Source organism: Paeniroseomonas aquatica (assembly GCF_030409335.1).
Classification (GTDB): Bacteria; Pseudomonadota; Alphaproteobacteria; order Acetobacterales; family Acetobacteraceae; genus Belnapia; species Belnapia aquatica.
On sequence record NZ_JAUFPN010000206.1, the window covers coordinates 63,133 to 86,512 of the forward strand.

The following is a 23,380-nucleotide window of genomic DNA, read 5'->3' on the forward strand; positions in this document are numbered from 1 at the left end:
CGGTTGGCAGGCGCCGCACCGCTCCAGTCCGGTCGGTCGCGGCACCCCGGGGGGAGGGAGCCGCGATCGGTCAGGCGCCGGGGACCGGGTCGTTCAATTCGCGGGTCATGCTGGGGATCAGCAGCGCATCGGCCAGCGCCCAGGTGCCGGTGGTGACGAAGCCGAGCAGGCCGAGGCCGCTCCAGATCAGCGGCACCGAGAGGACCGTGATCGCGGCCATGCCGGCGGCCGAGAGGGTACGGCCGAGATAGAGCCGGTGCAGCCCGAACAGGCCGAACAGGGCCCAGAGCATATAGGCAAGGCCTACCGACTTTCGGCGCGGCGCCCGAAGTGTCATCGCCAGCATGAAGATCATCCCCCAAAGGTCGGCGCCGCAACCATTTCCCCAGCCCGGTGCCGCCCTGTTGCATGTGCGGCAGCGCGTCGCGGTTGGGAAGCCGTTTCGCGGGACTCGCTTGTCTTCTTGGCCGCGCGTGGCCCCGCCGCCACAATCGCAGGTTGCTCGCCAGCATGACGGTGCTCGGCTAGGCTCCCCGCCAAGCAAGCGGAGAGAGGCAGCCCATGATCGAGCTACACACCTGGAATACCCCGAATGGCCGCAAGATCAGCGTGGCGCTGGAGGAGATGAGGCTGCCCTATACGGTGAAGGTCGTGAATATCGGCAAGGGCGAACAATTCAACCCAGAGTTTCTTGCCTTCAGCCCGAACAACCGGATCCCGGCGATCGTCGATCCCGACGGCCCGGGCGCGGCACCGATCACCGTCTTCGAGAGCGGCGCCATCCTGCTGTACCTCGGCGAGAAGACCGGCAAGTTCCTGCCCAGCGACCTCCGGGCCAAGGTGCCGGTGCTGGAGTGGCTGATGTGGCAGATGGGCGGCTTCGGCCCGATGCCCGGGCAGGTCCATCATTTCCTGATGCAGCCCGATGGCCCGGCCAAGGACTACGGCGTGAAGCGTTACGGCGACGAGACCAAGCGGCTCTACGGCGTGCTCGACCGGCGGCTGGCCGGGCGGGACTTCGTCGCCACCGAGGGTGAGCCCAGCGTGGCCGACTTCGCCATACTGGGCTGGGCTTGGCGGCATGAGCGGCATCTGGTGCCCTTCGACGACCTGCCGCATGTCGCCGCCTGGTATGCGCGGATGATGGCGCGGCCGGCGACGACGAAGGGCTTCGAGGTGGCGCTGGGCTGACGGCTGCGGCCGGGAGGATGCCGCCTCCCGGCCCCACCCGGCCTAGAGCCGATCGATCAGGGCTGCCCCGCCCTTCATCACCAGGGGGATACGCTCCCCCTGGCCGGTCAGCACGCCGATGTCGGCCAGCGGGTCGCCATCCACCAGGATCAGGTCGGCCAGTGCCCCGGGCGCCACCACGCCCAGCTGCCCCTCCTTCTGCAGCAGCGCCGCATTCACGCTGGTCGCGCTGCGCAGCACCGCCGCGGCCGGCAGCACTTGCCGGCGGATGATGAATTCATCCGACTGCCGCCGGTGCATGGCGCCCAGCAGGTCGGTGCCGAAGCCCATCCGCACCCCGGCCCGGCCGAGGATCTCGAGGCTGCCGAGGCCGGCCTCCCTGACGCTGGAGAGCTTGGCCATGCTCTCGGGCGGCATGCCCAGCGCCGGGCCTTCCTCGGCCAGCGCGTCGTAGGTCACCAGCGTCGGCACCGCGAAGGCCTGCTTCTCCGCCATGAAGGCAGCGGTCGCCGCGTCGATCAGGTTGGCATGCTCGATGCTGCGGACCCCGAGCCGCACCGCCCGGTGGATGCTGTCGGGCGTATAGGCATGGGCGAGGACGTAGCTCCGCCAGGCCTTGGCCTCCCAGACGGCGCAGGCGATCTCCTCGTCGCTGTACTGCAGGGCATAGATCGGGTCGGAGGGGGAGGCGACGCCGCCGCTGGCCATGATCTTGATGGCATGGGCGCCGCGCTTGAGCTCGCCCCGCACCGCCTTGCGGACCTCGTCCACCCCGTCGGCGATGACGGCGATGGCCTGGGTGGGCGCGCAGCAGCCGCAGAACTGGTCCAGCATCACATTGGCCCGCATGTCGCCATGCCCGCCGGTCGGCGACAGCGCCCGGCCGGGATAGAAAAGCCGCGGTGCGGTGATCAGCCCGGTTTCGCAGGCGATCGCCAGGCCCCAGTCGGCGCCGCCGGCGTCGCGGATGCTGGTGAAGCCGCGCTTCAGCGAGTCCTTCAGCCGCTCCGCCGCCTGCAGCGCCTGCAGGCTGCGCGGCAGCTTGTCCAGCCGGCCCAGGTCGGCATCGACGCCATAGGCATGGACATGCGCATCGATCAGCCCCGGCATCAGCACCCGGCCGCCGCAATCCACCACCCGCGCGGCGCTGCTGGCGATGGGCCGGTCCGCGACCTCCTTGATCCGCTCGCCCTCGACCAGCACCTCCATCCCCTCCGCGAGGGAATCGGCCAGCCCGTCGAACAGGCGCAGGTTGCGGAACAGCGTGGTGGCCATGGCGGACTCCCGGAGTAAGTCCGCCCAGCTTGCCGCCGCCCGCCGGTTCTGGCGAGGGTTTCATCCGCGTCGGGTACCGGCTGGGGCATATGGTGGCGGCATGATCCTGCGCCTGTCCTGGGTGGCCCTGCCGCTGCTTCTCGCCGCCTGCTCGCTGAGCGGCACCATCACCGACCACAGCATCGCCTACAACGCCACCGTGGAGACGGCGACGGATACGCTGCTGGTCACCAATATCCTGCGCGCCCGCGACCGGGCGCCGCTGCACTTCACCACCATCGGCGCCATCCATGGCTCCTTCAGCCTTTCGGCCGGTCTCGGCTACGATCTGACGGCGGTGAACAACGGGACCCAGCCGGCCCTGCTGGCCGCGAGCAGCCCGAGCTTCGATATCGGCCCGCTCGACCGGCAGGAATTCGCCCGCGGCCTGCTGCGGCCGATCGACCCGGTGCTGCTGCGGCTGCTCTCGGATCGCGGCCTGCCGGACCAGCTGCTGCTGCACCTTCTGATCTCGAAATTCGACGAGGGTCCCGGCGGCCGCATCATCACCAACGACCCCGCCGCGCGGCAGGCGCTGGACCCCGCTGCCCAAGCGGCCTGCGCCGCGGCCGGCGCCGCCGCGCTGCCACCCTGCGACCGCTTCCAGGCCGTGGTGGACCAGCTCACCCGCTTCGGGCCGCTGCGCTTCAATGGCTACACCCGGCTGATCCCGCTGGGCCCGCCGCTCAGCCGGGCGGAGGCCTCGGCGCCGGAGCGGCTGGCGATGCTGAAGGAGGCCGGCGTCAGCCTGCGCCGGTCCGGGCCGGGCTGGCAGCTCTACCGCGCCGTCAACCAGCTCGTCATCTGCGTCCCCGGCCGGCCCGGGTCGCGGCCGCCCTTCACCGCCCTGGCCCTGGACAACGAGCCGCCGCAAATCTCGCCTATCACCCAGGAGGGTGACCCCTGCAACGCCGACGAGGTGGCGGACCATGCTATTCCCGCGGGCCACGCCGCGCCCACCGGCCTCGCCTGGTACCTGCGCTCGGTCGAGGAAGTGCTGCACTACCTGGGCGCGGTGCAGCGGCGGGAGGAGCAGGGGATTCCCTATCGCTTCGTGGTGCCGCGCGCCGGCGGCGGCACCGTGATGCCGCGGCTGTTCCGGCTCTGGCCGCAGCCGCCGCCTCGGTCGCGCATCGGCACCGAGTACCGGGGCGAGCGCTGGTTCGTCGCCGAGCAGGATGATGCGGAGGACCAGACGCTGCGGGTCCTGGCGCTGACCACGCAGTTGCTCAACCTGCAGAAATCGGCCGGCGAGATCCCCTCGTCGGGGACGCTGCGGCTGGTGCGCTAGCCGCTGCTCAGAACAGCAGCCCCTTCTTCAGCAGCCCGTGCACGCCCTTCTCGCCGTTCACCGTCTGGGTCACGTGGAAGTCCACCGCCAGGGAGCAGAAGGCATAGGCCTGTTCGCGGGATAGATTGGTGCGGGAGACGATGAAGGCGATCATCTCCCGCAGCGCGCCCTGCATCGCCCGATCGAGATCCTCGTGCAGGCCCATGGTGATGTGGTGGGTCGGCGTCTCCGCCCGCGGCCGGGCCAATAGCGGCGTGCCACCCTCCGCCTTGTGCAGGATGAAGGTGAAGGCCCCGGTCAGGCAGGTCTCGAGCGCGGTGACGCAGACCTCGCCGTCGCCCTGCACGCCATGCCCGTCGCCCACCGAGAAATTCGCTCCCGGGACGAAAACCGGCAGGTACAGCGTGCTGCCCGCCGTCAGCTCCTTGTTGTCGAGGTTGCCGCCATGGATCCGCGGCTCCTTGGAGCCGATCCGCCCGAAGGCCGGCGGCGGCGCCACCCCCATCACCCCGAAGAAGGGCGCCAGCGGCAGGTCGAGGCCCCAGGGCAGCCGGCAGGTGCGGGCCGCCCGGTCGATCGGGATGATCATCAGCGAGGTTTCGTGGAAATCCTCCGGCAGGGTGCCGGCCAGCGGCCGGATCATGTTGTAGCCCCAGTCGGCGCCAGGCTCGATCGCCTCGATCCGCACCTCCAGCATGTCGCCCGGCATGGCGCCGGCGATGGCGATGGGACCGCTGCAGATATGGCCCGGGACCATGCCCGGATTGGCCGCGATGATGGCCGTGAGCTCCGGCGGCACGGCCAGGCCGCTGCCCGGGGGCGGCAGCACCTCCTCGCGGCCGGAGACGCATTGCACCTGCACGGTATCGCCCGAGGCGACGGTCATCACCGCGGGGAAGCGGGCGTCGAAGGCGCCGATGCGGACGGTCTCCGGGGTGGCGCGAAGGCTATGCTGGGCCATGGCAGGGTCTCTCGGGCAGGAAGCCGGCAGTCTCGGCATGCCGCTGGGCCATGGTCAACCGACCGCCGCTGTGGGGTAGTCTGTCGCCCAGGAGGAAACCAGCCATGTCCGACCAGTCCGAGGCGTCGCGCCTCGTCGCCGAGCTGAATGCGCTGTTGCGGCTGAAGACCACCGTGACGGCCATGAAGATGTACGAGACGGTGGCCGAGATGGAGGCGATTCCCCGCATCCGCCGGCCGAAGACCGTCCATGCCACGGACCAGATCGTCAGCATGGCCTCGCGGCTCGGCTGGACCGTCGGCATCACCGGAGCCGACCTGGTCGGCAGCCAGTGCCGCGCCGTCATCGGCCTGGCGCCCCATGACGAGGAATGGCGGCGGGGCGAAAAATATGTCGGCATCTGGCATGGCACCCAGCCGGATGCCCAGGCCCGGCAGGAGGCGCTGGATGTGGTGCCCTATGGCCGCTACCAGGCGATGGCGGTCAGCCCGTACGAGAGCGGCCGCATTCCCGACCCCGACATCTGCCTGGTCTATGCCACCCCGGGCCAGATGATCATCCTTATCAACGGGCTGCAGTACCGCAATTACCGGAAGTTCGAATGGAGCGTCGCCGGCGAGAGCGCCTGCGCCGACAGCTGGGGCCGGGCGCTGAAAACCGGCGAGCCCAGCCTCTCGCTGCCCTGCTACGCCGAGCGCCGCTACGGCGGGGTGCCGGACGAGGAGATGCTGATGGCGCTGAAGCCGGCCGACCTGCGGATCGCGGTGAATGGCATGCAGGCGCTGGCGAAGAACGGGCTGCGCTATCCCATCGCGCCCTATGGCATCCAGAACGATCCTTCCGCCGGCATGGGGGTGAGCTACGCCAAGCCCTGAGGATTTCTCTTGAAGCTTGCCCGGACGGGACGCGATGCTCCGGGCAAAATCAGGGAGAGGTCCGATGGGGTTCCTGACGGAGGACGAGGTCGCCGCGCTGCGTCCGGCGCAGGAGGCGATGTTCCGCTCGCCGATCCCGACCCAGGTGGTCTCATCGGATGAGTTCGCCCCGGTGCCGCAGACCGCGCAGCAGCGGCAGGTCGAGGCCCGGATCAAGTCCATGGCGGATGAGCTGGGCGGGCACCAGGGGCTGGACCGCCGCCGCTTCCTGGCCACCGCCGCCGGCATGGCGGCGGCCTTCGTGGCGATGAACGATGTCTACGGCCCGGTCTTCGGCGTGAACCGCGCCGAGGCGGCCGAGCCCGACCGTGCGGAGGCCCGGTCCGCCGCGCTGCGCGACCAGTTCATCATGGATGTCCACACGCATTACCTGCGCGAGGACACAAGGCTGATGGGCTTCGTCGAGATGCGGAAGGCGGTGGGACGTGCCGGCTGGAACCCGGCACTGAATCCGCAGGACCAGAGCATCGACAGCCTGATGTATGCCAACTGGTTCAAGGAGGTCTTCCTCGACAGCGACACCAAGGTGGCACTGATCAGCGGCGCCCCCTCGGACGAGCCGGCCGACTGGTTCCTGACCAACGAGATGAAGTTCAATGCCCGCCGCCGGATCAACGAGGCCGCCGGCACCCGCCGGGCGATGAGCCATGCCATCTTCACCCCCGGCCAGCCCGGCTGGCTGGAACAGGTCGACCGCGCCATCGAGGAGCTGAAGCCCGATAGCTTCAAGGGCTATACGATCGGCGACAATACCAACAAGAACCTGGCGCAATACCCCTGGCGGCTCGACGACGAAACGCTGCTCTATCCTTTCTACGAACGCCTGCTGAAGGCCGGGCACGACATCGTCTGCGTCCACAAGGGGCTCTTCCCGCCGAGCATCGAGGCGCGATTTCCGCATCTGCGGCCCTATGCGACGGTGGATGACCTCGGCCGCGCGGCGAAGGACTGGCCGCAGATGCGCTTCGTCGTCTACCACTCGGCCTATCGCTTCGCCGGCGGCGGCACGGCGGAGCAGGGGCTGGAGCAGTTCGACCGGACCGGCCGGGTCGAATGGACCAGCGACCTCGCCGAGATCCCGGCCAAATATGGCGTCAGCAACGTCTATGGCGACCTTGGCCAGATCTTCGCCCAGACCACGGTGGTGCAGCCGCGGCTGGCGGCGGCGCTGATGGGCATATTGGTGAAGGGCCTGGGTGCCGACCATGTGGTCTGGGGCACGGATGCGGTCTGGACCGGATCGCCGCAATGGCAGATCGAGGCGCTGCGCCGCCTCGAGATCCCCGAGGACATGCAACGCCGCTACGGCTACGCGCCACTCGGCGCCGCGGATGGTCCGGTGAAGTCGGCCATCTTCAGCGAGAACTCGGTGAAGATGTACCGCTACGACACTCGCCGCGCCGCCCTGGACGGCGACGGCGTTTCCCGCGCCAAGGCGCAATACGCCGCCGCCGGCGGCGAGCGCAGCAACCTCGCCTACGGCTACGTCGCCGCCGGCTAGCCCTGGATCAGGGAGAGCAACTCCCGCCGCGTATCGGGATTGGCGCGGAAGGCGCCCAGCATCCGGCTGGTGACCATGGTCACGCCGGTCTGGTGCACACCGCGCGTGGTCATGCACTGGTGGGCGCTTTCGATGATCACCGCCACACCGCGCGGCTGCAGCACCCGCTCGATCGTATTGGCGATCTGCGCCGTCAGCTTCTCCTGGATCTGCAGCCGCTTGCCATAGGCCTCGACCACCCGCGCCAGCTTGCTGATCCCGACCACCCGGCGGTCCGGAAGGTAGGCGACGTGGCAATGTCCGATGATGGGCACCATGTGATGCTCGCAATAGCTCTCCAGCCGGATGTTCTTGAGCAGCACGATCTCGTCGTAGCCCTCGACTTCGGCGAAGGTACGCTCGAGCATCGCCACGGGGTCGGTGGCGTAGCCGGCGAAGTATTCCTCGTAGGAGCGGACGACACGGGCCGGCGTGTCCAGCAGGCCCTCCCGCGTCGGATCGTCGCAGGCCCAGCGGAGCAGGACGCGGACGGCGGCTTCGGCTTCTTCCCGGCTCGGACGGCCGGTTGGGGTGGCGGGCAGGGTCATAGTGGTCCTCCTGTGGATGCCAACGCGCGTGGAACCGCATCGTTCGGATACTGATGTTCCAGCCCGTACCGGTCGCTCCGCTGGGGCGGCGGCTGGAAAGTCCTGATTGCCGGGCCAAACCTCAGCCGGCGCCGCCGGCAGCGCCATCCAAGGCTCGTCCTGCCGCTTGCCTGCGCCACGTCCACGGCTATTCGGCCGGCGCCAGCGTTGCGGCCGTCCGCTGCCGCTTCCGGCCAAAGCCGTCGAGTGCCAGATAGACGACCGGCGTGGTGTAGAGCGTCAGCAGCTGCGACAGCAGCAGGCCGCCGATGATGGTGACGCCGAGCGGCTGGCGCAGCTCGGCGCCGGCACCGGAGGCCAGCGCCAGCGGCACCGCACCGAAGACCGCCGCCAGGGTCGTCATCAGGATAGGCCGGAACCGTTCCTCGCAGGCCGCCATGATGGCCTCCACTCCGCCGATGCCCTGGCTCCGCTCATGTTCCAACGCGAAGTCAACCAGCATGATGGCGTTCTTCTTCACGATGCCCATGAGCAGGATCACCCCGATCAATGCGATGACGGTGAAGGGGGTGCCGGTGACGATCAGTGCCAGCAGCGCGCCGATGCCCGCCGTCGGCAGCGTCGACAGGATGGTGATGGGGTGCAGCAGATGCTCGTACAGTACGCCAAGGACGATGTAGATCGTCAGCAGCGCCGCCAGGATCAGCAGCGGCTGGTCCCGGGCGAAGGACTGGAAGGCCTTGGCATTGCCGGCGAATTCGGTCCGCATCCCATCCGGCAGGCCGACATCGATCGCCGCCTGTTCCACCGCCGCCGCCGCCTGGCCGAGCGACATGCCCGGCGCCAGGTTGAAGGTCAGCGTCGCCGCCGGGAACTGCCCCTGGTGGGTGACCGCCAGCGGCGCCGTCGTCCGGCTGAGCTGCACGACGCTCGAGAGCGGCACCTGGGTGCCGCCGGCGCCCGGGACGTAGATGTCGTCCACCTGCTCGGGGTACTGCTGCAGCCCAGGCTCCAACTCCAGCACGACCCGGTACTGGTTGCGGGCGCGATAGATGATGGAGACCTGCCGCTGCGAGAAGCCGTTGTTCAGCGCGGTCGCCACGGCCGAGATGCTGACGCCGAGCCGCGCCGCGGCCTCCCGGTCGATCACCAGCCGGGTCACCAGCCCGGCCCGCTGCTGGTCGGAGGAGACATCGGTGAGCCCCTCGACCGTCCGCAACCTCTGCACCAGGATCTCGGACCATGTCTCGAGCCCCTCGAGGTCCGGCGAGAGCAGGACGAACTGGAACTGCGCATTCCCCGCCCGCCCGCCGATGCCGATGTCCTGCACCGAGCGCAGGAAGACCTGCATTCCCGCCATGCCCGCCAGCGGCCGCCGCAGCCGGTCGATCACCTGGCTGGCGGTGGCATTGTCCCGTTCCGCCAGAGGCTTGAGGCTGACGAAGAGCCGCCCCTGGCTGACCGAGGAATTGCCGCCGCCGCCGCCGACGGAGGAGGCGATGCCGGCCACCGCCGGGTCCCGCATCACGATCGCCACCACCCGCTCCTGCATCTGCTGCATGGACTGGAAGGAGGTCTCCGGCGGTCCCCGGGTGGTGCCGATCAGCAGGCCGGTGTCCTGGTCCGGGAAGAAGCCCTTCGGCACGATCATGTAGAGCCAGACGGTAAGCCCGATCAGCGCCAGGGTCACCACCAGCATGATCCGGCGGAATTGCAGCACGTGCTGCAGGGACCAGAGGTAGCCGCGGGTCAGCTTCGCCATGGACCAGTCGACGCCGCGGTTGATGACGCCCGGCTTGGGCGGGGCCGTCCGGGCGAGATGCGCCGCCATCATCGGGGTCAGCGTCAGCGACACCACGCCCGAGATGGCCACCGCGATGGCCAGCGTCGCCGAGAACTCGCGGAACAGCCGCCCGACGATGCCGCCCATGAACAGCAGGGGGATGAAGACCGCGATCAGCGAGACGGTGATCGAGACCACGGTGAAGCCGATCTGCTTCGCCCCCTCCAGCGCCGCCTCGAAGGGCCGCATGCCGCGTTCCATCAGCCGCGCCATGTTCTCGATCATGACGATGGCATCGTCGACCACGAAACCGACCGAGATCGTCAGCGCCATGAGCGACAGGTTGTCGAGCGAGTAGCCCAGCAGCCACATCACCGCCAGCGTCCCGAGCAGCGACAGCGGCACCGAGGCGCCGGCCGCCGCGACGGCCGAGGTCCGCCCGAGGAAGAGCGCCACCACGGCGATGACCAGCGCGATCGAGATCAGCAGGGTCTGCTGCACGTCGTGCACGCTGGCGCGGATCGTCTCCGACCGGTCGCGGATCGTGCTGATCACCACGCCGCCCGGCAGCCATTTCTGCAGTTGCGGCATCAGCGCCTGGATGCCGTCCACCACCTGGATGACGTTGGCGTCCGACTGCTTGAAGATGATCATCATCACCGCCGGCCGGCCATCGACCGACCCGCCCTGGCGGCGGTCCCGCACATCCAGGGAGACCCGGGCGACCGAGGAGACGCGGACGATGGAGCCATTGGCCGATTTGACGATGATCCGGCCGAAATCCTCGGGCGTGCTGAGGCGGTCGTTCACCATCACCGCCGCGGATTGGTCGGTGCCGTCGATCAGCCCGGTCGCCTGGGTCACGTTGTTGGCGGCGATGGCGCGGCGCAGGGCCTCGAGGTCGACGCCGGCGGATTTCGCCGCCGCCGGGTTCACCGTCACCCGGATGGCCGGCTGCTCGGCGCCTGCGATGATGACCTGGGCGACGCCGCGGACCTGGGCGATGCGGGGCGCCACGACGCTGTCGGCCGCGTCGTAGACCGCGCCGGGGGAGACGGTCTCGGAGGCCATCGACATGATGAGCACCGGCGCATCGCCCGGATTGGCCTTGCGGAAATTGGGCGGGGAGGGAAGCCCGGCCGGCAGGTCGCTGCCGGCCGCGTTGATCGCCGCCTGGACGTCGCGCGCCGCTCCCTCCACGTCGCGGGAGAGGTCGAACTGCACCACGATGCTGGTGCTGCCAAGCGAGGAGGTCGAGGTCATCTCGGAGACGCCGGCGATGGCCCCGAGCCGACGCTCCAGCGGTCCCGCGACAGAGGAGGACATGGTCGCCGGATCGGCGCCGGGCTGGCTGGCGGAGACGACGATGGTCGGCAGGTCAACGCTCGGCAGGGGTGCCACCGGCAGGTTGAAGTAGGCGACAAGCCCGGCAAGCGCCACGCCGATCGACAGCAGCGCGGTGGCGATCGGCCGGCGGATGAATGGCTCGGAGACCGACACGGCTATTCCGCCGGCAGGGTGCGGGCGGGCCGCGCCAGGCGGATGGCGAAGGCCCGCACCTCCTCCATCGCCAGGTAGATCACCGGCGTGGTGTAGAGGGTGATCACCTGGCTCAGCAGCAGCCCGCCGACCACCGAGACGCCGAGCGGCAGGCGCAGCTCGGAGCCGGTGCCGCTCTCCAGCACCAGCGGCAGCGCCCCCAGCAGGGCTGCCATGGTGGTCATCATGATGGGCCGGAAGCGCTTGAGGCTGGCCTCGACGATCGCCTCGCGCGGCGCCAGGCCGTGGTCGCGCTGCGCCTCCAGCGCGAAGTCGATCATCATGATGGCGTTCTTCTTGACGATGCCCATCAGCAGCACGATGCCGATCAGCCCGACCACCGACAGGTCGAGGCCGAAGAGCTGCAGCGCCAGCAGCGCGCCGATCCCGGCGGAGGGCAAGGTCGAGAGGATCGTGATCGGATGGATGAAGCTTTCGTAGAGCACCCCCAGCACGATGTAGATGACGATGAGCGCGGCCAGGATCAGCCAGGGCTCGCCTTCCAGCGACCGCTGGAACTCCGCGGCGTCGCCGGCGAAGCTGCCGCTGATGGTATCGGGCATGCCGATCTCGGCCTCGGCCGCGCGGATCGCCTTGACCGCGTCGCCCAATGAGGCGCCATGCGCTAGGTCGAAGCCGATGGTCACCGCGGGGAACTGCCCCTGCTTGGTCACCGTCAGCGGCCCGGCGCCGCGGCCGATGCGGGCGATCTCGGACAGCGGCACCTGGGCCGTGCCGGTGCTGGTCGCCGGGGTGCCCTGGGCGGTCGCCTGCTGCCCCGCCGTCGCCGGCACCCGCAGCAGGCCGATCATCTGCGGGTCGTCGCGGATTTCGGGGGAGGCCTCCAGGACCACGCGGTACTGGTTGTTCTGGGCATAGATGGTGCTGATCTGCCGCTGCCCGAAGGCATCGTAGAGCACGTCGTCCACCGCCTGCATGGTCACCCCGAGCCGCCCGGCCAGGTCGCGGTCCACGTCGACCGTGACGCGGATGCCCCCGTCGCGCTGGTCGGAGGCGATGTCGCGCAGCATCGGCAGGGTGCCGAGCTTCGCCTCGAGCAGCGGTGCCCAGCGGCCCAGCTCCACCGCGTCGGGGTTCATCAAGGTGTACTGGAACTGCGTGCTGCCGGGGCGGGAGCCGATCTGGATGTCTTGCACCGGCTGCAGGTGCACCACCACGCCGACCAGCGCATCCAGCTTCGGTTGCAGCCGGGCGACGATGGCCCGGACATCGGCGGCACGCTCGTCGCGCGGCCGCAGCACGGCGCTGATGCGGCCGGTGTTCTGCGCCGAATTGACCACCCCGGCCCCGACCACCGAGGCCACGCCGATCACGTCGGGATCGGCCCGGATGACCTCCGCCACCAGGGCCTGCAGGCTCGACATGCGGCCGAAGGAGACGTCGTCGGGCGCCTCCACCGTCGCCACCAGCTGGCCGGTGTCCTGCTGCGGCAGAAAGCCCTTCGGCATGGTGACGTACATCCAGACCGTGCCGGCGACGGTCAGCGTCGCCAGCACCAGCATCAGCCCCTGATGGCGCAGCGCCACCTGCAGGCTGCGGCCATAGGCATCCCGGCTGGCATCGAAGAAGCGCTCGGTGGCCTGGCTGATGCGGCCCGGCTGGCGGTCGTCCTGCGGCCGCAGCATGTAGGCGCACATCATCGGCGTCAGGGTCAGCGAGACGACCATCGACACCAGCACGGCGATGGTGAGGGTGAGCGCGAACTCCTGGAACAGCCGCCCGACCACCCCCGGCATGAACAGCAGCGGGATGAAGACCGCGATCAGCGACACGGTCAGCGAAACCACGGTGAAGCCGATCTGCCGCGCGCCCTCGTAGGCGGCCTCGAGCGGCTTCTTTCCCTCCTCGATCAGCCGGACGATATTCTCGATCATGACGATGGCGTCGTCGACCACGAAGCCGGTGGCGATGGTCAGGGCCATGAGCGAGAGGTTGTCGAGCGAGAAGCCGCAGAGCGCCATGACGCCGAAGGTGCCGACGATCGAGAGCGGCAGCGCCACGCCGGGGATGATGGTGGCGCGCAGGCTGCGGAGGAAGACGAAGATCACCGCGACCACCAGCACCACCGCCAGCGCCAGGGTGAACTGCACGTCGTGGACCGAGGCGCGGATGGTCTCGGTCCGGTCCGACACCACCGCCAGGCGCGCGCCCTGCGGCAGGCCGCGCTGCAGCGCCGCCAGCTGGCCGCGGATCTCGGCCACGGTATTGACGATGTTGGCCCCGGGCTGGCGCTGCACGTCGATCAGCACGGCCGGATGGCCGTCGTACCAGGCACCGGTCAGGGTATTCTCCAGGTCCTGCACCGCGGTGGCGACGTCGCTCATGCGCACCGGCGCGCCGTTGCGCCAGGCGACGATGAGGCCGGCGAAATCCTCCGGCCGGGTGATCTGGTCGTTCGCCATGACGGCGCTGGCCTGGCGCGGCCCGTCGACGCTGCCTTTCGGCGTATTGACGTTGCCGGCGGAGACGGTGGTCCGCACGTCCTCGAGGGAGAGCCCGTAGGCCGCGAGCCGGACGGGGTCCGCCTGCAGCCGCACCGCCGGCCGCATGTTTCCCTGCACCAGCACCCGGCCAACGCCGCTCACCTGGCTGAGCCGCTGGCCGAGGAGGGTATCCGCCGCATCCGACAGCCGGTAGATCGGCAGTGTCTCCGAGGTCAGCGCCAGGGTGATGATCGGCGGATCTGCCGGGTTCACCTTCGCATAGGTCGGCGGGTAGGGCAGGTTGGCCGGCAGGGTGCCGCGCGCCGCGTTGATCGCCGCCTGCACGTCCTGCGCGGCATCGTCGATGTTGCGGCCGAGGTTGAACTGCATGGTGATGCGGCTGGTCCCCGGCCCGCTGGTCGAGACGATGTCGGTCAGCCCGGCGATCATCGCCAGCTGCCGCTCCAGCGAGGCGGTCACCAGCAGCGCCACCGTCTCGGGCGAGGCGCCGGGCAGGCTGGTGGTCACCTCGATGGTCGGGAAGTCCACCTCCGGCAGCGCCGAGACCGGCAGCCGGAGGTAGCCGAAGAGGCCGCAGAGAAGCACCGCGATCGACAGCAGCATCGTGGCGATCGGCCGGGCGATGAAGGGGGCGGAGATGTTCACCGCGGGGCAGGCGCCGCATCCGCCGCCTGCCGCGGCCGCAGGCGCCGCTGACCTGGCGCCGGTGCATTGGTCGGCGGCGCCTCGTCCGTCGGGTTCACCGCCGTCCCGGCGCTGAGCCGCAGCGCGCCCGAGGTGACCACCTTCTCCCCCGGTTCGACTCCGCGGCGCACCACCGCCTCGCTGGCCGTCAGCACGCCGAGCTGGAGCGGCCGCTGCTCCACCGTATTGTCCGCCTTGAGGACGAAGGCATAGGCGCCGTCCGGGCCGCGCTGCACCGCCACGAGCGGCACCGTCACCGCGTCGTTCACGGTATCGACCCGCAGCCGCACGGTGACGAAGGCACCCGGCCAGAGCCGGCCGTCCTCGTTGCCGAAGGTCGCCTTCAGCTTGATCGTGCCGGTGGTCGCATCGACCGCGCTGTCGATGGTGAGCAGCTCGCCGGTGATCGGGGCGGCATTGCCGGCGCCGCCGCCGGCTGGCCGCAGCGCCTCGACGGGGACCGAACCGCGCCCGAGCGCTTCCAGCACCCGGCCGATCTCCTGCTGCGGCAGGGTGAAGGTCGCCGCGATGGGCTGCAGCTGAGAGACGGTGACGATGCCGGTCGCATCGCCCGACCGCACCAGGTTGCCCTGGTCCACCAGGCGCAGCCCGACCCGACCGTCGATCGGCGAGCGAATGGTGGTGAAGGAAAGCTGGGTTTGCGCCGCGTCGATCGCCCCCTGGTCGGAGGCGACCAGGGCCTCGAACTGCGCGACCTGGGCGCGCTGCGTGTCCTGTTGCTGGCGCGAGACGCCCTCGTTCCGCGCCAGGGTGACGTAGCGCTGCAGGTCAAGCCGGGCATTGGCGAGCTGGGCCTCGTCCTGCGCCTTCTTGGCGATCGCCTGATCAAGCGCCGCCTGGTAGCTGCGGGGGTCGATCCGCGCCAGCACGTCGCCTCGCTTGACCATCTGCCCCTCGATAAAGCCGATCTCGACCAGCTGGCCGTCGACCTGGGCCCGGATGGTGATGGTGTTGAGCGCCTGCACCGTGCCGATGGCGTCCAGCATGATCGGCACGTCCTGGCGCTGCGCCGGCGCCACCGTGACCGGCACCACGCCGCCCCGGGGCCCGCCCCGCGGCCCACCGCCGCCCCGCGGCGCCTCCGCCGTAGGGGCGGCCTGCCGGCCGGGCCAGTATCTCCAGGCGGCATAGCCGGCACCGCCGAGCACTCCGATGGCCAGCAGCAGGATCAGGAAACGGCGCATGGAAGATCGGCTACCTCGAGACAAGGGGCTAACGTACTACGCCCGGCCTGGCACCACCCCATGAAAGGGCTCGGTGACGAACCGCAACCTCATCGCCGTGATTTCTAGGAGCCGGGCGTGCCCCAGCCGCCGCCGAGCGCCCGGAAGAGCCCGACCGCCGCCTGCAGCCGGGCCAGCCGGGCATTCGCCAGCGTGGTGCGGGCGGAGAACAGCGTCTGCTGGGTGTTCAGCAGGGTCACGAGGTCGATGGTGCCGGCCTGGAGCTGGGCCTCGCTGATGCCATAGGCGCGCTCCGCCATCCGGACGGCCGCCGATTGCAGGCGTTCCTGCTCCGTCGTCTGGCGCAGCGCGACCAGGGCATTCTCGGTATCGACCAGGGCGTTCAGGATCGTGCCGCGGTAATTCGCCAGCAATTCCTCGGCCCGGGCTTCGTTCACCCGCACCTGGCCCCGCAGGGCGCCGCCGCGGAAGATCGGCTGGGCCAGCCCATTGGCGATGTTGAAGACGACCGCGCCCGGGCGGAGCAGGTTCTCGAGCGCCAGGCTGGTGAAGCCGCCGGTCCCGGTCAGCGTCACCGAGGGGAGCATCGCCGCCCGCGCCACGACGATATTGGCATTCGCCGCGGCCAGGGTCGCCTCGGCGGTCAGCACGTCGGGCCGCCGCACCAGCACCTCGGCAGGCAGGCCGGGGATCACCACCGGCACGTCGAGCCGGTTGAAGACGCCGCCTTCCACCACCAGCGTCTCCGGCGGCCGGGCCACCAGCGTGCCGAGGGAATTGCGGTTCTGCTCCAGCTGCTGGAGCAGCGGCGGGATCTGCGCCTGCTGCTGCGCCACCACGGTTTCCTGCTGGGCGAGGTCGAGCCCGGTCCCGGTGCCGACCGCGACCCGCTGGCGAATGACCCGCAGCACGCGGGAGGCGATGTCGAGGTTCTGCTGCTGGATCGCCAGGGTTTCCTGCCCCGCCAGCACGGCGAAATAGGTATTGGCGACCGAGGCCTGGGTGGTCAGCGTCACCGTCCCGGCATCGAAGCGGGTGGCCGCGACGGATTGCTGCGCCGCCTCGACCTGACCCCGGTTCTTGCCCCAGAAATCGACCTCATAGGCCGCGCTCAGGCTCAGCTGGTTGCTGGAGCTGACGCGGATGCGCTGGCTCGTTCCGCCGACGCTGGCGATCGCGGCGCCGCCGGTCTGCTGGCGGGTCGCCCGCGTCGCCAGGTCCAGCGTCGGCAGCAGGGAGGCCCCGGCGATGCGCAACTGGCCGTCGGCCTGGCGGATGCGGGCGACGGCGGCGGCGATGTCGGTATTGGCCGCCATGGCCTCGGCCATCAGCGCATCCAACTCGGGCGCGCCGAAGCCGCGCCACCAGACGGGGTCGGGCCATTGCACCGGCAGCGCCGAATCGACCGCCGCCAGCCGCCCAGGCAGGGCGATGCCGGAGGAGGTCCCGGGCGGCGTCAGCCAGGCACAGCCGCCGAGCAGCAGCGCCGCGGCGGCGGGTGCCGCGCGGCGGACCAGGCGAGGGAGCATGCTCAGCCGCCCGGCCGGCGGGCGGCGGCAACCTTGGCGCGGCCTTCGGGCGACACCGCCCCGAGGGCATCGGCCAGGGTGTCGCCGAAGGCGGCGTTGAAGGCGGTCATCCGATGGGACCATTCCTGCAGCGCGACGCGCAGCGCCTCCGGATCGTAGGGGGTGCGGCGCATCACCGCATCCACCTCGGCGCTGGCGGCGCGCATGGCGGTGAGCGCGCCGGCATAGCGGTCCCGCTCGGTGGCGAGCACCTCGCGGAAGCGCGGCCGGTCCGGCTCCGGCAGCGCCGCCTCGATCCGGCCCACCATGCGATCGAAGCCGCGCGCGGCGCGGTTGGGCTGGCCGGGGCGCCAGAGCAGCAGCCCGCCCAGCACCAGGTTGAGCGCCAGCGAGGCACCCAGCACCGCGGCCAGCAGGGTCCGTGCGGAGGGACGCGGCATCAGAAGGATTCTCCGGCAAGCGGCAGGGTCTGCAAGGGGCCGAAGGGATCCTCGGGCGCCGGCCGGGGCGGCGACAGGCTGAGCCACAAGGCGCAGGTCGCCATCGCCGCCAGCGCGCCCCAGCCCGCCGGCACCGCCGGGCGCAGCGCCTGACGCAGCCGGGCGAGCGGGCCGGGCCGGGCCGGCAGCGGCACCCGGGCGATGCGGCGTGCCACGGCCTCCTGCAGCCGCGCGACCGCGGCGGGGTGGGGTTGCGGCAGGTCACGCCGCAGGCGCATGTCCAGGGCGGCGGCGGCCTGCAACCGGCCGCGGGCCTCCGGCGAGGCGGCGAGCAGGGCGGCGGCGGCGCTGCGCTCGGCGGCGGGCCAGGCGGCCAGGGCCGGGCCATGGCGGTCGAGCAGGCGGGTGAAGCGGTCCAGGCTCATGCGGGCGGTGGTCATGACCCCTCCAATCGGCTGCGCAGCAGCAGCCGGGCCCGGCGCAGCAGGCCTTCCAGCGCCCGTTCGGAAATCGACAAGGCCGCGGCGGCCTCGGCCCCGCTCAGCTCCTGCTCATAGGCCAGGGCGATCGCGGCGCGCTGCCGCGGCGGCAGGTCGGCCAGGGCCAAGGCCAGCGCGGCCCGCGCCTGCGTGGCGACGGCCGCGGCCTCCGGCCCCGGTGCCGGGTCGGCCAATTCGCCGACGGCCTCGAGCCCGGCCGGGGGGAGGGGCGCCCGCCGCCGGGTGCGGTCGATGGCGAGGTTCACCACGATCCGGTGCAGCCAGGTGGTGAAGCGGGCCCGCGCCGGGTCGAAGCCCGCGGCGGCCTGCCAAGCCCGCAGGAAGGCTTCCTGGGCCACTTCCTCGGCTTCCGCCGGATCGCCCAGCACGCGCAGCGCGAGGCGCAACGCCCGCGTGCCATGCCGGCCGACCAGCAGGTTGAAGGCGGTACGATCGCCGGCGCCGGCACGCGCCATCAGGGCGGCGTCATCCAGCTCGCCCAGGTCGGGCGCGGCATCGCCCCTGCCGGCCGGCCGGGCATCGGTCATCGTCCGCGGCACCGGTGCGGAGCGGGTGACCGGGGCGCCCGCGGCGATGCGGGGAAGAGAGAGGAGGAACTGCATGAGAGGGCTGGCGATGGTACGCACCCGGGCCGCTCCCCCCACGGCCTATTGCTGTCCTTCCGGGAAGCGCTGGTCACCCGCCATCGGTCCAAGCCATCCACCGAACCTTGCATGGCCCGGCCGTAGCCAACCTCAAATCGCCTGGCCAGTGACGGAGTGTAAGCGTTGCCTCCCCCCGGCCGTCATGGGCCCGGGAAGACGGCGCCCATCCGCCCCATCAGGCGGTAGGACAGCAGCCCGACCCATTCCCGGGTGCCCCATTCGAACTCCCGCAGCCGCTCCGGAAAGGAGGCATCCAGCCGGACCGCGGCGGTATTGCCGGTGCGATAATTCACCGGCCAGGGCGTGATGTCCCAGCCCGCCTGGCGGAATACCCCCGCCGCCCGCGGCATGTGGCTTGCCGAGGTGACCAGCAGCCAGGTTTCGCCGGGCTTGGGCTGCACCAGGCGGTGGCTGAGGACCGCATTCTCCCAGGTGTTGCGGGCCTCCCGCTCGAGCAGCAACCGGTCTGCGGGAACGCCGAGGTCGCGCCAGAGCGCTGCGGCGACATCGGCTTCGGTCACCCCGCCATGCACCAGCGAGCCTTGGCCGCCGGTAAAGACGAGCTTGGCCTCGGGGTGGCGCCGCAGCAGGGCGACCGGTTCGGTCATCCGCTCCGCCGCGCCGTTCAGCGCGGGGATGCCGCGCGCCTCGGTCAGGTTCTGCTCGACCGCGCCGCCGAGCACGACGATGCCGGCGATGGTGGCCGGCTCGGTGGCCGGGCGGGGGAAGCGGTCCTCGAGCGGTTGCTGCACCCATTGGTGCAGCGGCAGCAGGTTCAGCAGCACGAAGAAGCCGAGCCCGGCCAGCGCCGGCCAGCGGCCCCAGCGGCGCCCCCGCCAGAGCAGCGCCAACCCGAGGCAGGCCAGCAGCAGCGCCGCCGTGCCTGGCCGGGCCGGGATCCACAGCAGCTTGGAGATCACGTAGGTGACGTCGTCCATCGCCTAGAACTCCAGGATGCGGCCGGGATGCAGCCGGCCCCGGATGAGGTCGGCCAGCGCCAGCATATTGCCGCGGAACCGGCCCCAGCGGTCGGCCCAGGGCTCGGGGAAGGGGCTGCGCGCCAGATTCATGGCGCAATGCCGCGCCATGCTGCGCAGCGCCCGGTTCCAGGGATAGGTACCCTTGCGGGCGAGGTAGATGGAATTGGCGATCTGCGAATAGCCGAGCTTCAGCCCCGGCGTCCGACCGACCTTGGCGCCGAGGTGGACGCCCCGCGCCCCCGCCAGCCGCAGGATGGCGCCGTGGCGGCCGAGCAGCCGGGTGACGTCGAGATCCTCGTACCAGCCATAGGCGGGCAGCGCCTCATCCACCCGGATGCCGTGGACGCGGACGGTGGCCATGCGGAAGGCCATGTTGCAGCCATATCCGTTGAAATGCGGCGTGGCGGCGGCGGGGTGGGCCGGCGGCCGGTCCGCGGCCAGCATCGCCCGGCCTTCCGGTACGGAGATGCCCGGGCCCGTCGCGCCATCGGCGATGACGGTGCCGGTGGTGACCACCACCTCGGGCCGCGCCGCGAAGGCCGCCTCGGTCACCGCGCAATAGGCGGGCGCCGCCAGGAAGTCATCGTCGAGGAAGAGCAGCAGGTCGCAATCGGCGACCGCGTCCATGATGGCATTGCGCTGGCGCGGTAGCCCGGCCGGTGCCGTCAGGTATTCGATGCCGGGCAGCGGCTCGCCGATATCCTCCGGTCCGACGTGGCAGACCAGGATGCGGTCCGGCGCCCGGGTCTGGCGGCGCAACTCCGCCAGCACCTCGGCCAGGATCGCCGGCCGGCCACGGGTGGCGATGCCGATGGCAAGCCTCACCGCGGCGCCTCCGGCAGGGGCGGCAGCGGCAGTCCCGCGGCGGGGGAGGGCGCCAGGAAACCGGCCAGCCGGCCGCGCAAAGTCGCCCAGTAGTACCGCGCCGCCAACCCGCGCAGGCGCAGCGCGCTCAGGACCGTCCCGCCGAGCGGGCGAATGAGGAAGGGCAGCCAGACCGCCGCCGGCACCGCATGCCGCCGCAGCACGAAGCCCATGCCCCGGCCATAGAGCAACGCCCGTTCCACCGCGACCGGCGTCAGCCGCTTGTCCGGATGGACGATCCGCAGCGCCGGCTCGTAGCGCGCCGCATGCCCGGCCTCGACCGCGCGCAGCACCAGGTCGTTGCCCTCGGCGGAGCCGAAGGCCGTGCCCGGCCCCAGACGCTCGTCGAAGCCGCCGAGCGCCAGCGCCACCGGCCGCCGCAGGAAGAGGTTGAACTCGATGACGCTGGTCCAGACATTGGCCGGGGTGATCGACCCGGCTTCCTCCCGCCAGCGGCCGGAGCCGAGGCCGCCCTCGGGCGAGGCCGCCGGCCCGGTCAGCACCGCCAGATCGGCATCGGCCTCGAAGGCCGCCACGACCTGGCCCAGCACCCCATGCGGCAGCAGGCAGTCATCGTCCGGGAAGCCGACGATCGCACCCCGGGCCAGCGCCAGCCCCAGGTTTCGCGCATGACAGGCATTGGCTACCGCCGAGCGGCGCCAGAGCAGGGGCAGCCGGGCTTCATAGGCCGCGATGACGGGTGCCAGCCGGTCATCGGCATTCTGGTCGACGACGATCACCTCGAGCGCCGCTTCCTGCGCCAGCAGGCTCTCGAAGAGCTCGGCCAATTCGCGGTCCCGGCCGCGGGTGGCGACCACCAGGGAGAAGGTCACGGCAGCAGCGCTTCGACATGCGTCCGCATCCGTTCGCGGAAGGCGGCCTCGGAAAAGCGCAGCGCATTGGCGCGGCAGGCGGCGGGGTCAATTGCCATGGCCTCGAACTGTCCGACCGCGGCGATGATGGCCGCGGCGCTCTGAGGCTCGAAGAGGATGCCGGTCGGCGTCGACCCGGTCTGCACGATGTCCCGGGCGCCGCCCCGACCGAAGGCGATCAGTGGCGTGCCGCAGGCCTGGGCTTCCACCATGGCGATGCCGAAATCTTCCTCCGCCGCAGCCAGCACCGCGCGTGCCGATTGCGTCAGAACCACCAGTTCGGCCTGCGGTACCCGGCCTCGGAATTCGATATTGGATGCGCCGGCCGCGGCGGCCCGCACCAACGCCTCGGAGGGGCCGTCCCCGGTCACCACCAGCCGCCGGTCCGGCATGCGCCGGAAGGCCTCCACCACCAGCTCCACCCGCTTGTAGGGCACCATGCGGGAGGCAATCAGGTAATGCCCCGACCGCTCCGCACCCAGGCTGAACCGCGTCACGTCGACGGGGGGGTGGATGACTGTGGAGTCGCGCCGCCAAACCTTGCGGATGCGGTCCGCGATATAGCTGCTGTTGGCGACGAGGCTGTCGACCCCGGCGGCCGAGCTGCGGTCCCAGAGCCGCAGCCGATGCAGCAGCCAGCGGGTATAGGCCCCCTTCAGCCCATGCTCCATGCGCGCCTGCCGCAGGTACTGGTGCTGCAGGTCCCAGGCATAGCGCATCGGGCTGTGGATGTAGCTGACATGCAGCTGTCCTGGACCGGTCAGCACCCCCTTGGCGACGGCATGGGAGGAGGAGACCACGAGGTCATAGCCGGAGAGGTCGAATTGCTCGACCGCCAGCGGCATCAGCCCGAGGTAATTGCGGAACATCCGCCGGGCCATCGGCAGGCGCTGGATGAAGCTGGTCGTCACCTTGCGGCCGCTGAGGAAGCCGCGTTCCGCCGCCGGCAGGAAGTCACAGACGGCGAAGAGGTCGGCCTCCGGCCAGATCGCCAGCAACTGCTCGACCACCCGCTCGGAGCCGGCATAGCTGTCGAGCCATTCATGCACCACCGCAACCTTCATATGGGGGCACCCGGCAACAGCGAGACCAGTCGTTCCGCTGCACCGCGCCAGGAGAAATCCCTGGCGCGGGCGAGGCCGCGCGCCGTCAGGGTCGCGGCAAGCCCGGCCTCTTCCAGGAGACGCGCCAGCGCATCCGGCAGGCGGCGGGGGCCGTCGTTGTCGAACCACAGCGCGGCGTCGCCGCAGACCTCGGGCACCGCGGCGGCCTCGGCGGCGACCACCGGGCAGCCGCAGGTCATGGCCTCCAGCGGTGGCAGGCCGAAGCCTTCGTAGCGGGAGGGAAAGATCAGGCACAGGGCCGCTTCGTAGAGTGCCCGCAGCTCGGCATCGCTGACCCGGCCGAGCGGCACTACCGCTTGGCCGGCAGGGTCGCCGCCCTGGCGGAAGACCGCCCCGTCGGTCGCGCCGGCCACTGCCAGCGTCAGCCCCCGCGAGGCCAGCATCACCTGCGTCTCGACCAGCCCGCCGAGCCCCTTGTGCGCCGCCTTGGTGCCGACGACGAGGGCGAAGCGTCCAGGCACCAGCCCATGCCGGGCCAGCACGGTTGCATCGGCCGCTTCCCGCAGGATGTGCTCCCCGCCTTCATGCACCACGCCGATCCGCTCCGGCGCGATGCCGATGTTTGCGGCAATCCGCTGGCGGGAGAATTCGGAAACCGTCAACAGCCGCGCTCCCGCCCGGGGCAGTGCCCAATGCAGGCTGCGGTACCAGGCCCTGAAGGCCGCGGAATAACTCTCGGGCGTGTCGAAGGCGCCGGCATCGTGGATCACCACCGCCTGCGGCCGGCCGGGCGCCAGCGGCGCGGTATTGCCGAGGTTCACCAACACGTGGCGTCGGGCACGGGTGGGCAGTTCAAGCTGTTCCCAGGCCTGTCCGCGCAGCCGCCCGAAAGCCTCCTCGGCTAGATGCGGGAAGGGGGAGGGCGGCCCGCCTGGCGGCCGTAGCAGTCGTGCAGCGGGGAGGTCGCCTGCGGCAGCCATAGCATCCAACGCGTGGGTAATCTCGGTTGCGAAGCGCTGAACGCCGGTAAC

Annotated in this window: 20 protein-coding genes; 4 read left to right on the forward strand and 16 right to left on the reverse strand. The window is 70.9% G+C overall.

All coding sequences use genetic code 11. The features are described 5' to 3' along the window. Nucleotides 1-70: 70 nt before the first annotated feature. A complete protein-coding gene (locus QWZ14_RS28445; protein ID WP_353959358.1) occupies nt 71-355 on the reverse strand; it encodes an NINE protein in 285 nt (94 codons plus the stop codon). 206 nt (nt 356-561) lie between these two features. On the opposite strand from QWZ14_RS28445, the gene QWZ14_RS28450 reads away from it, so the two are divergent. After that, nucleotides 562-1,191, forward strand: a complete 630-nt coding sequence (locus QWZ14_RS28450; protein ID WP_290320437.1) for a glutathione S-transferase family protein — start codon at nt 562-564, stop codon at nt 1,189-1,191. 42 nt (nt 1,192-1,233) lie between these two features. On the opposite strand, the gene QWZ14_RS28455 is transcribed toward QWZ14_RS28450, so the two are convergent. Then, nucleotides 1,234-2,466, reverse strand: coding sequence for a metal-dependent hydrolase family protein (locus tag QWZ14_RS28455; RefSeq protein WP_290320438.1), 1,233 nt, complete (start codon nt 2,464-2,466; stop codon nt 1,234-1,236). Nucleotides 2,467-2,566: 100 nt separating this feature from the next. Here QWZ14_RS28455 and QWZ14_RS28460 point away from each other — a divergent pair, with 100 nt between their 5' ends. Next, nucleotides 2,567-3,796 (forward strand): hypothetical protein, encoded by a 1,230-nt coding sequence (locus QWZ14_RS28460; RefSeq protein WP_290320439.1) that lies wholly within the window; start codon nt 2,567-2,569, stop codon nt 3,794-3,796. Between the two features lie 7 nt (nt 3,797-3,803). Here the strand turns inward: QWZ14_RS28460 and QWZ14_RS28465 are convergent, their stop codons facing one another. After that, a complete protein-coding gene (locus QWZ14_RS28465; protein ID WP_290320440.1) occupies nt 3,804-4,757 on the reverse strand; it encodes an acetamidase/formamidase family protein in 954 nt (317 codons plus the stop codon). 104 nt (nt 4,758-4,861) lie between these two features. Here QWZ14_RS28465 and QWZ14_RS28470 point away from each other — a divergent pair, with 104 nt between their 5' ends. Beyond that, nucleotides 4,862-5,632 carry a DUF169 domain-containing protein gene (locus QWZ14_RS28470; protein WP_290320441.1) on the forward strand — a complete coding sequence of 257 codons (771 nt, stop codon included), beginning with the start codon at nt 4,862-4,864 and terminating at the stop codon, nt 5,630-5,632. A 64-nt stretch (nt 5,633-5,696) separates the two neighbouring features. Then, nucleotides 5,697-7,193: an amidohydrolase family protein gene (locus QWZ14_RS28475; protein WP_290320442.1), complete on the forward strand. Its 1,497-nt coding sequence runs from the start codon at nt 5,697-5,699 to the stop codon at nt 7,191-7,193. Here the strand turns inward: QWZ14_RS28475 and folE are convergent. From folE to QWZ14_RS28540, 13 genes are all read right to left on the reverse strand, one after another. Next, nucleotides 7,190-7,780: a GTP cyclohydrolase I FolE gene (folE, locus tag QWZ14_RS28480; RefSeq protein ID WP_290320443.1), complete on the reverse strand. Its 591-nt coding sequence runs from the start codon at nt 7,778-7,780 to the stop codon at nt 7,190-7,192. The two genes, QWZ14_RS28475 and folE, sit on opposite strands and share 4 nt — an antisense overlap. Before the next feature lie 187 nt (nt 7,781-7,967). Continuing rightward, entirely contained in the window at nt 7,968-11,063 is a 3,096-nt protein-coding gene (locus QWZ14_RS28485) for an efflux RND transporter permease subunit (RefSeq protein WP_290320444.1), read from the reverse strand. Nucleotides 11,064-11,065: 2 nt separating this feature from the next. Next, nucleotides 11,066-14,212 (reverse strand): efflux RND transporter permease subunit, encoded by a 3,147-nt coding sequence (locus QWZ14_RS28490; protein WP_290320445.1) that lies wholly within the window; start codon nt 14,210-14,212, stop codon nt 11,066-11,068. Then, nucleotides 14,209-15,456 carry an efflux RND transporter periplasmic adaptor subunit gene (locus tag QWZ14_RS28495; protein ID WP_290320446.1) on the reverse strand — a complete coding sequence of 416 codons (1,248 nt, stop codon included), beginning with the start codon at nt 15,454-15,456 and terminating at the stop codon, nt 14,209-14,211. The genes QWZ14_RS28490 and QWZ14_RS28495 overlap by 4 nt, the downstream gene beginning before the upstream one ends. A 104-nt stretch (nt 15,457-15,560) precedes the next feature. Then, nucleotides 15,561-16,985 carry an efflux transporter outer membrane subunit gene (locus tag QWZ14_RS28500; RefSeq protein ID WP_290320447.1) on the reverse strand — a complete coding sequence of 475 codons (1,425 nt, stop codon included), beginning with the start codon at nt 16,983-16,985 and terminating at the stop codon, nt 15,561-15,563. 2 nt (nt 16,986-16,987) lie between these two features. After that, complete coding sequence (locus QWZ14_RS28505; RefSeq protein ID WP_290320448.1) at nt 16,988-17,425, reverse strand: periplasmic heavy metal sensor; 438 nt, start codon at nt 17,423-17,425, stop codon at nt 16,988-16,990. Beyond that, entirely contained in the window at nt 17,425-17,865 is a 441-nt protein-coding gene (locus tag QWZ14_RS28510; RefSeq protein ID WP_290320449.1) for a hypothetical protein, read from the reverse strand. The genes QWZ14_RS28505 and QWZ14_RS28510 overlap by 1 nt, the downstream gene beginning before the upstream one ends. Beyond that, the gene (locus QWZ14_RS28515) at nt 17,862-18,551 is read right to left on the reverse strand and encodes a sigma-70 family RNA polymerase sigma factor (RefSeq protein ID WP_290320450.1); all 690 of its coding nucleotides are present in this window, start codon (nt 18,549-18,551) and stop codon (nt 17,862-17,864) included. Before QWZ14_RS28515 ends, QWZ14_RS28510 begins: the two co-directional genes overlap by 4 nt. Nucleotides 18,552-18,709: 158 nt before the next feature. Continuing rightward, nucleotides 18,710-19,507, reverse strand: coding sequence for a YdcF family protein (locus QWZ14_RS28520; RefSeq protein WP_290320451.1), 798 nt, complete (start codon nt 19,505-19,507; stop codon nt 18,710-18,712). Nucleotides 19,508-19,510: 3 nt separating this feature from the next. Next, nucleotides 19,511-20,374 (reverse strand): glycosyltransferase family 2 protein, encoded by an 864-nt coding sequence (locus QWZ14_RS28525; RefSeq protein WP_290320452.1) that lies wholly within the window; start codon nt 20,372-20,374, stop codon nt 19,511-19,513. Beyond that, nucleotides 20,371-21,246, reverse strand: a complete 876-nt coding sequence (locus QWZ14_RS28530; RefSeq protein ID WP_290320453.1) for a glycosyltransferase family 2 protein — start codon at nt 21,244-21,246, stop codon at nt 20,371-20,373. Before QWZ14_RS28530 ends, QWZ14_RS28525 begins: the two co-directional genes overlap by 4 nt. Beyond that, complete coding sequence (locus QWZ14_RS28535) at nt 21,243-22,349, reverse strand: glycosyltransferase (protein ID WP_290320454.1); 1,107 nt, start codon at nt 22,347-22,349, stop codon at nt 21,243-21,245. Before QWZ14_RS28535 ends, QWZ14_RS28530 begins: the two co-directional genes overlap by 4 nt. Continuing rightward, a complete protein-coding gene (locus tag QWZ14_RS28540; protein WP_290320455.1) occupies nt 22,346-23,176 on the reverse strand; it encodes a glycosyltransferase family 4 protein in 831 nt (276 codons plus the stop codon). The genes QWZ14_RS28535 and QWZ14_RS28540 overlap by 4 nt, the downstream gene beginning before the upstream one ends. Between the last annotated feature and the right edge of the window lie 204 nt (nt 23,177-23,380).

Bases quoted from the DNA above. Each gene is read 5' to 3' on its own strand.
- QWZ14_RS28445 (WP_353959358.1), bottom strand. From the start codon at position 355: ATGATCTTCATGCTGGCGATGACACTTCGGGCGCCGCGCCGAAAGTCG.
- QWZ14_RS28450 (WP_290320437.1), top strand. From the start codon at position 562: ATGATCGAGCTACACACCTGGAATACCCCGAATGGCCGCAAGATCAGC.
- QWZ14_RS28455 (WP_290320438.1), bottom strand. From the start codon at position 2,466: ATGGCCACCACGCTGTTCCGCAACCTGCGCCTGTTCGACGGGCTGGCC.
- QWZ14_RS28460 (WP_290320439.1), top strand. From the start codon at position 2,567: ATGATCCTGCGCCTGTCCTGGGTGGCCCTGCCGCTGCTTCTCGCCGCC.
- QWZ14_RS28465 (WP_290320440.1), bottom strand. From the start codon at position 4,757: ATGGCCCAGCATAGCCTTCGCGCCACCCCGGAGACCGTCCGCATCGGC.
- QWZ14_RS28470 (WP_290320441.1), top strand. From the start codon at position 4,862: ATGTCCGACCAGTCCGAGGCGTCGCGCCTCGTCGCCGAGCTGAATGCG.
- QWZ14_RS28475 (WP_290320442.1), top strand. From the start codon at position 5,697: ATGGGGTTCCTGACGGAGGACGAGGTCGCCGCGCTGCGTCCGGCGCAG.
- folE (WP_290320443.1), bottom strand. From the start codon at position 7,780: ATGACCCTGCCCGCCACCCCAACCGGCCGTCCGAGCCGGGAAGAAGCC.
- QWZ14_RS28495 (WP_290320446.1), bottom strand. From the start codon at position 15,456: ATGCGCCGTTTCCTGATCCTGCTGCTGGCCATCGGAGTGCTCGGCGGT.
- QWZ14_RS28500 (WP_290320447.1), bottom strand. From the start codon at position 16,985: ATGCTCCCTCGCCTGGTCCGCCGCGCGGCACCCGCCGCCGCGGCGCTG.
- QWZ14_RS28505 (WP_290320448.1), bottom strand. From the start codon at position 17,425: ATGCCGCGTCCCTCCGCACGGACCCTGCTGGCCGCGGTGCTGGGTGCC.
- QWZ14_RS28510 (WP_290320449.1), bottom strand. From the start codon at position 17,865: ATGACCACCGCCCGCATGAGCCTGGACCGCTTCACCCGCCTGCTCGAC.
- QWZ14_RS28520 (WP_290320451.1), bottom strand. From the start codon at position 19,507: ATGGACGACGTCACCTACGTGATCTCCAAGCTGCTGTGGATCCCGGCC.
- QWZ14_RS28535 (WP_290320454.1), bottom strand. From the start codon at position 22,349: ATGAAGGTTGCGGTGGTGCATGAATGGCTCGACAGCTATGCCGGCTCC.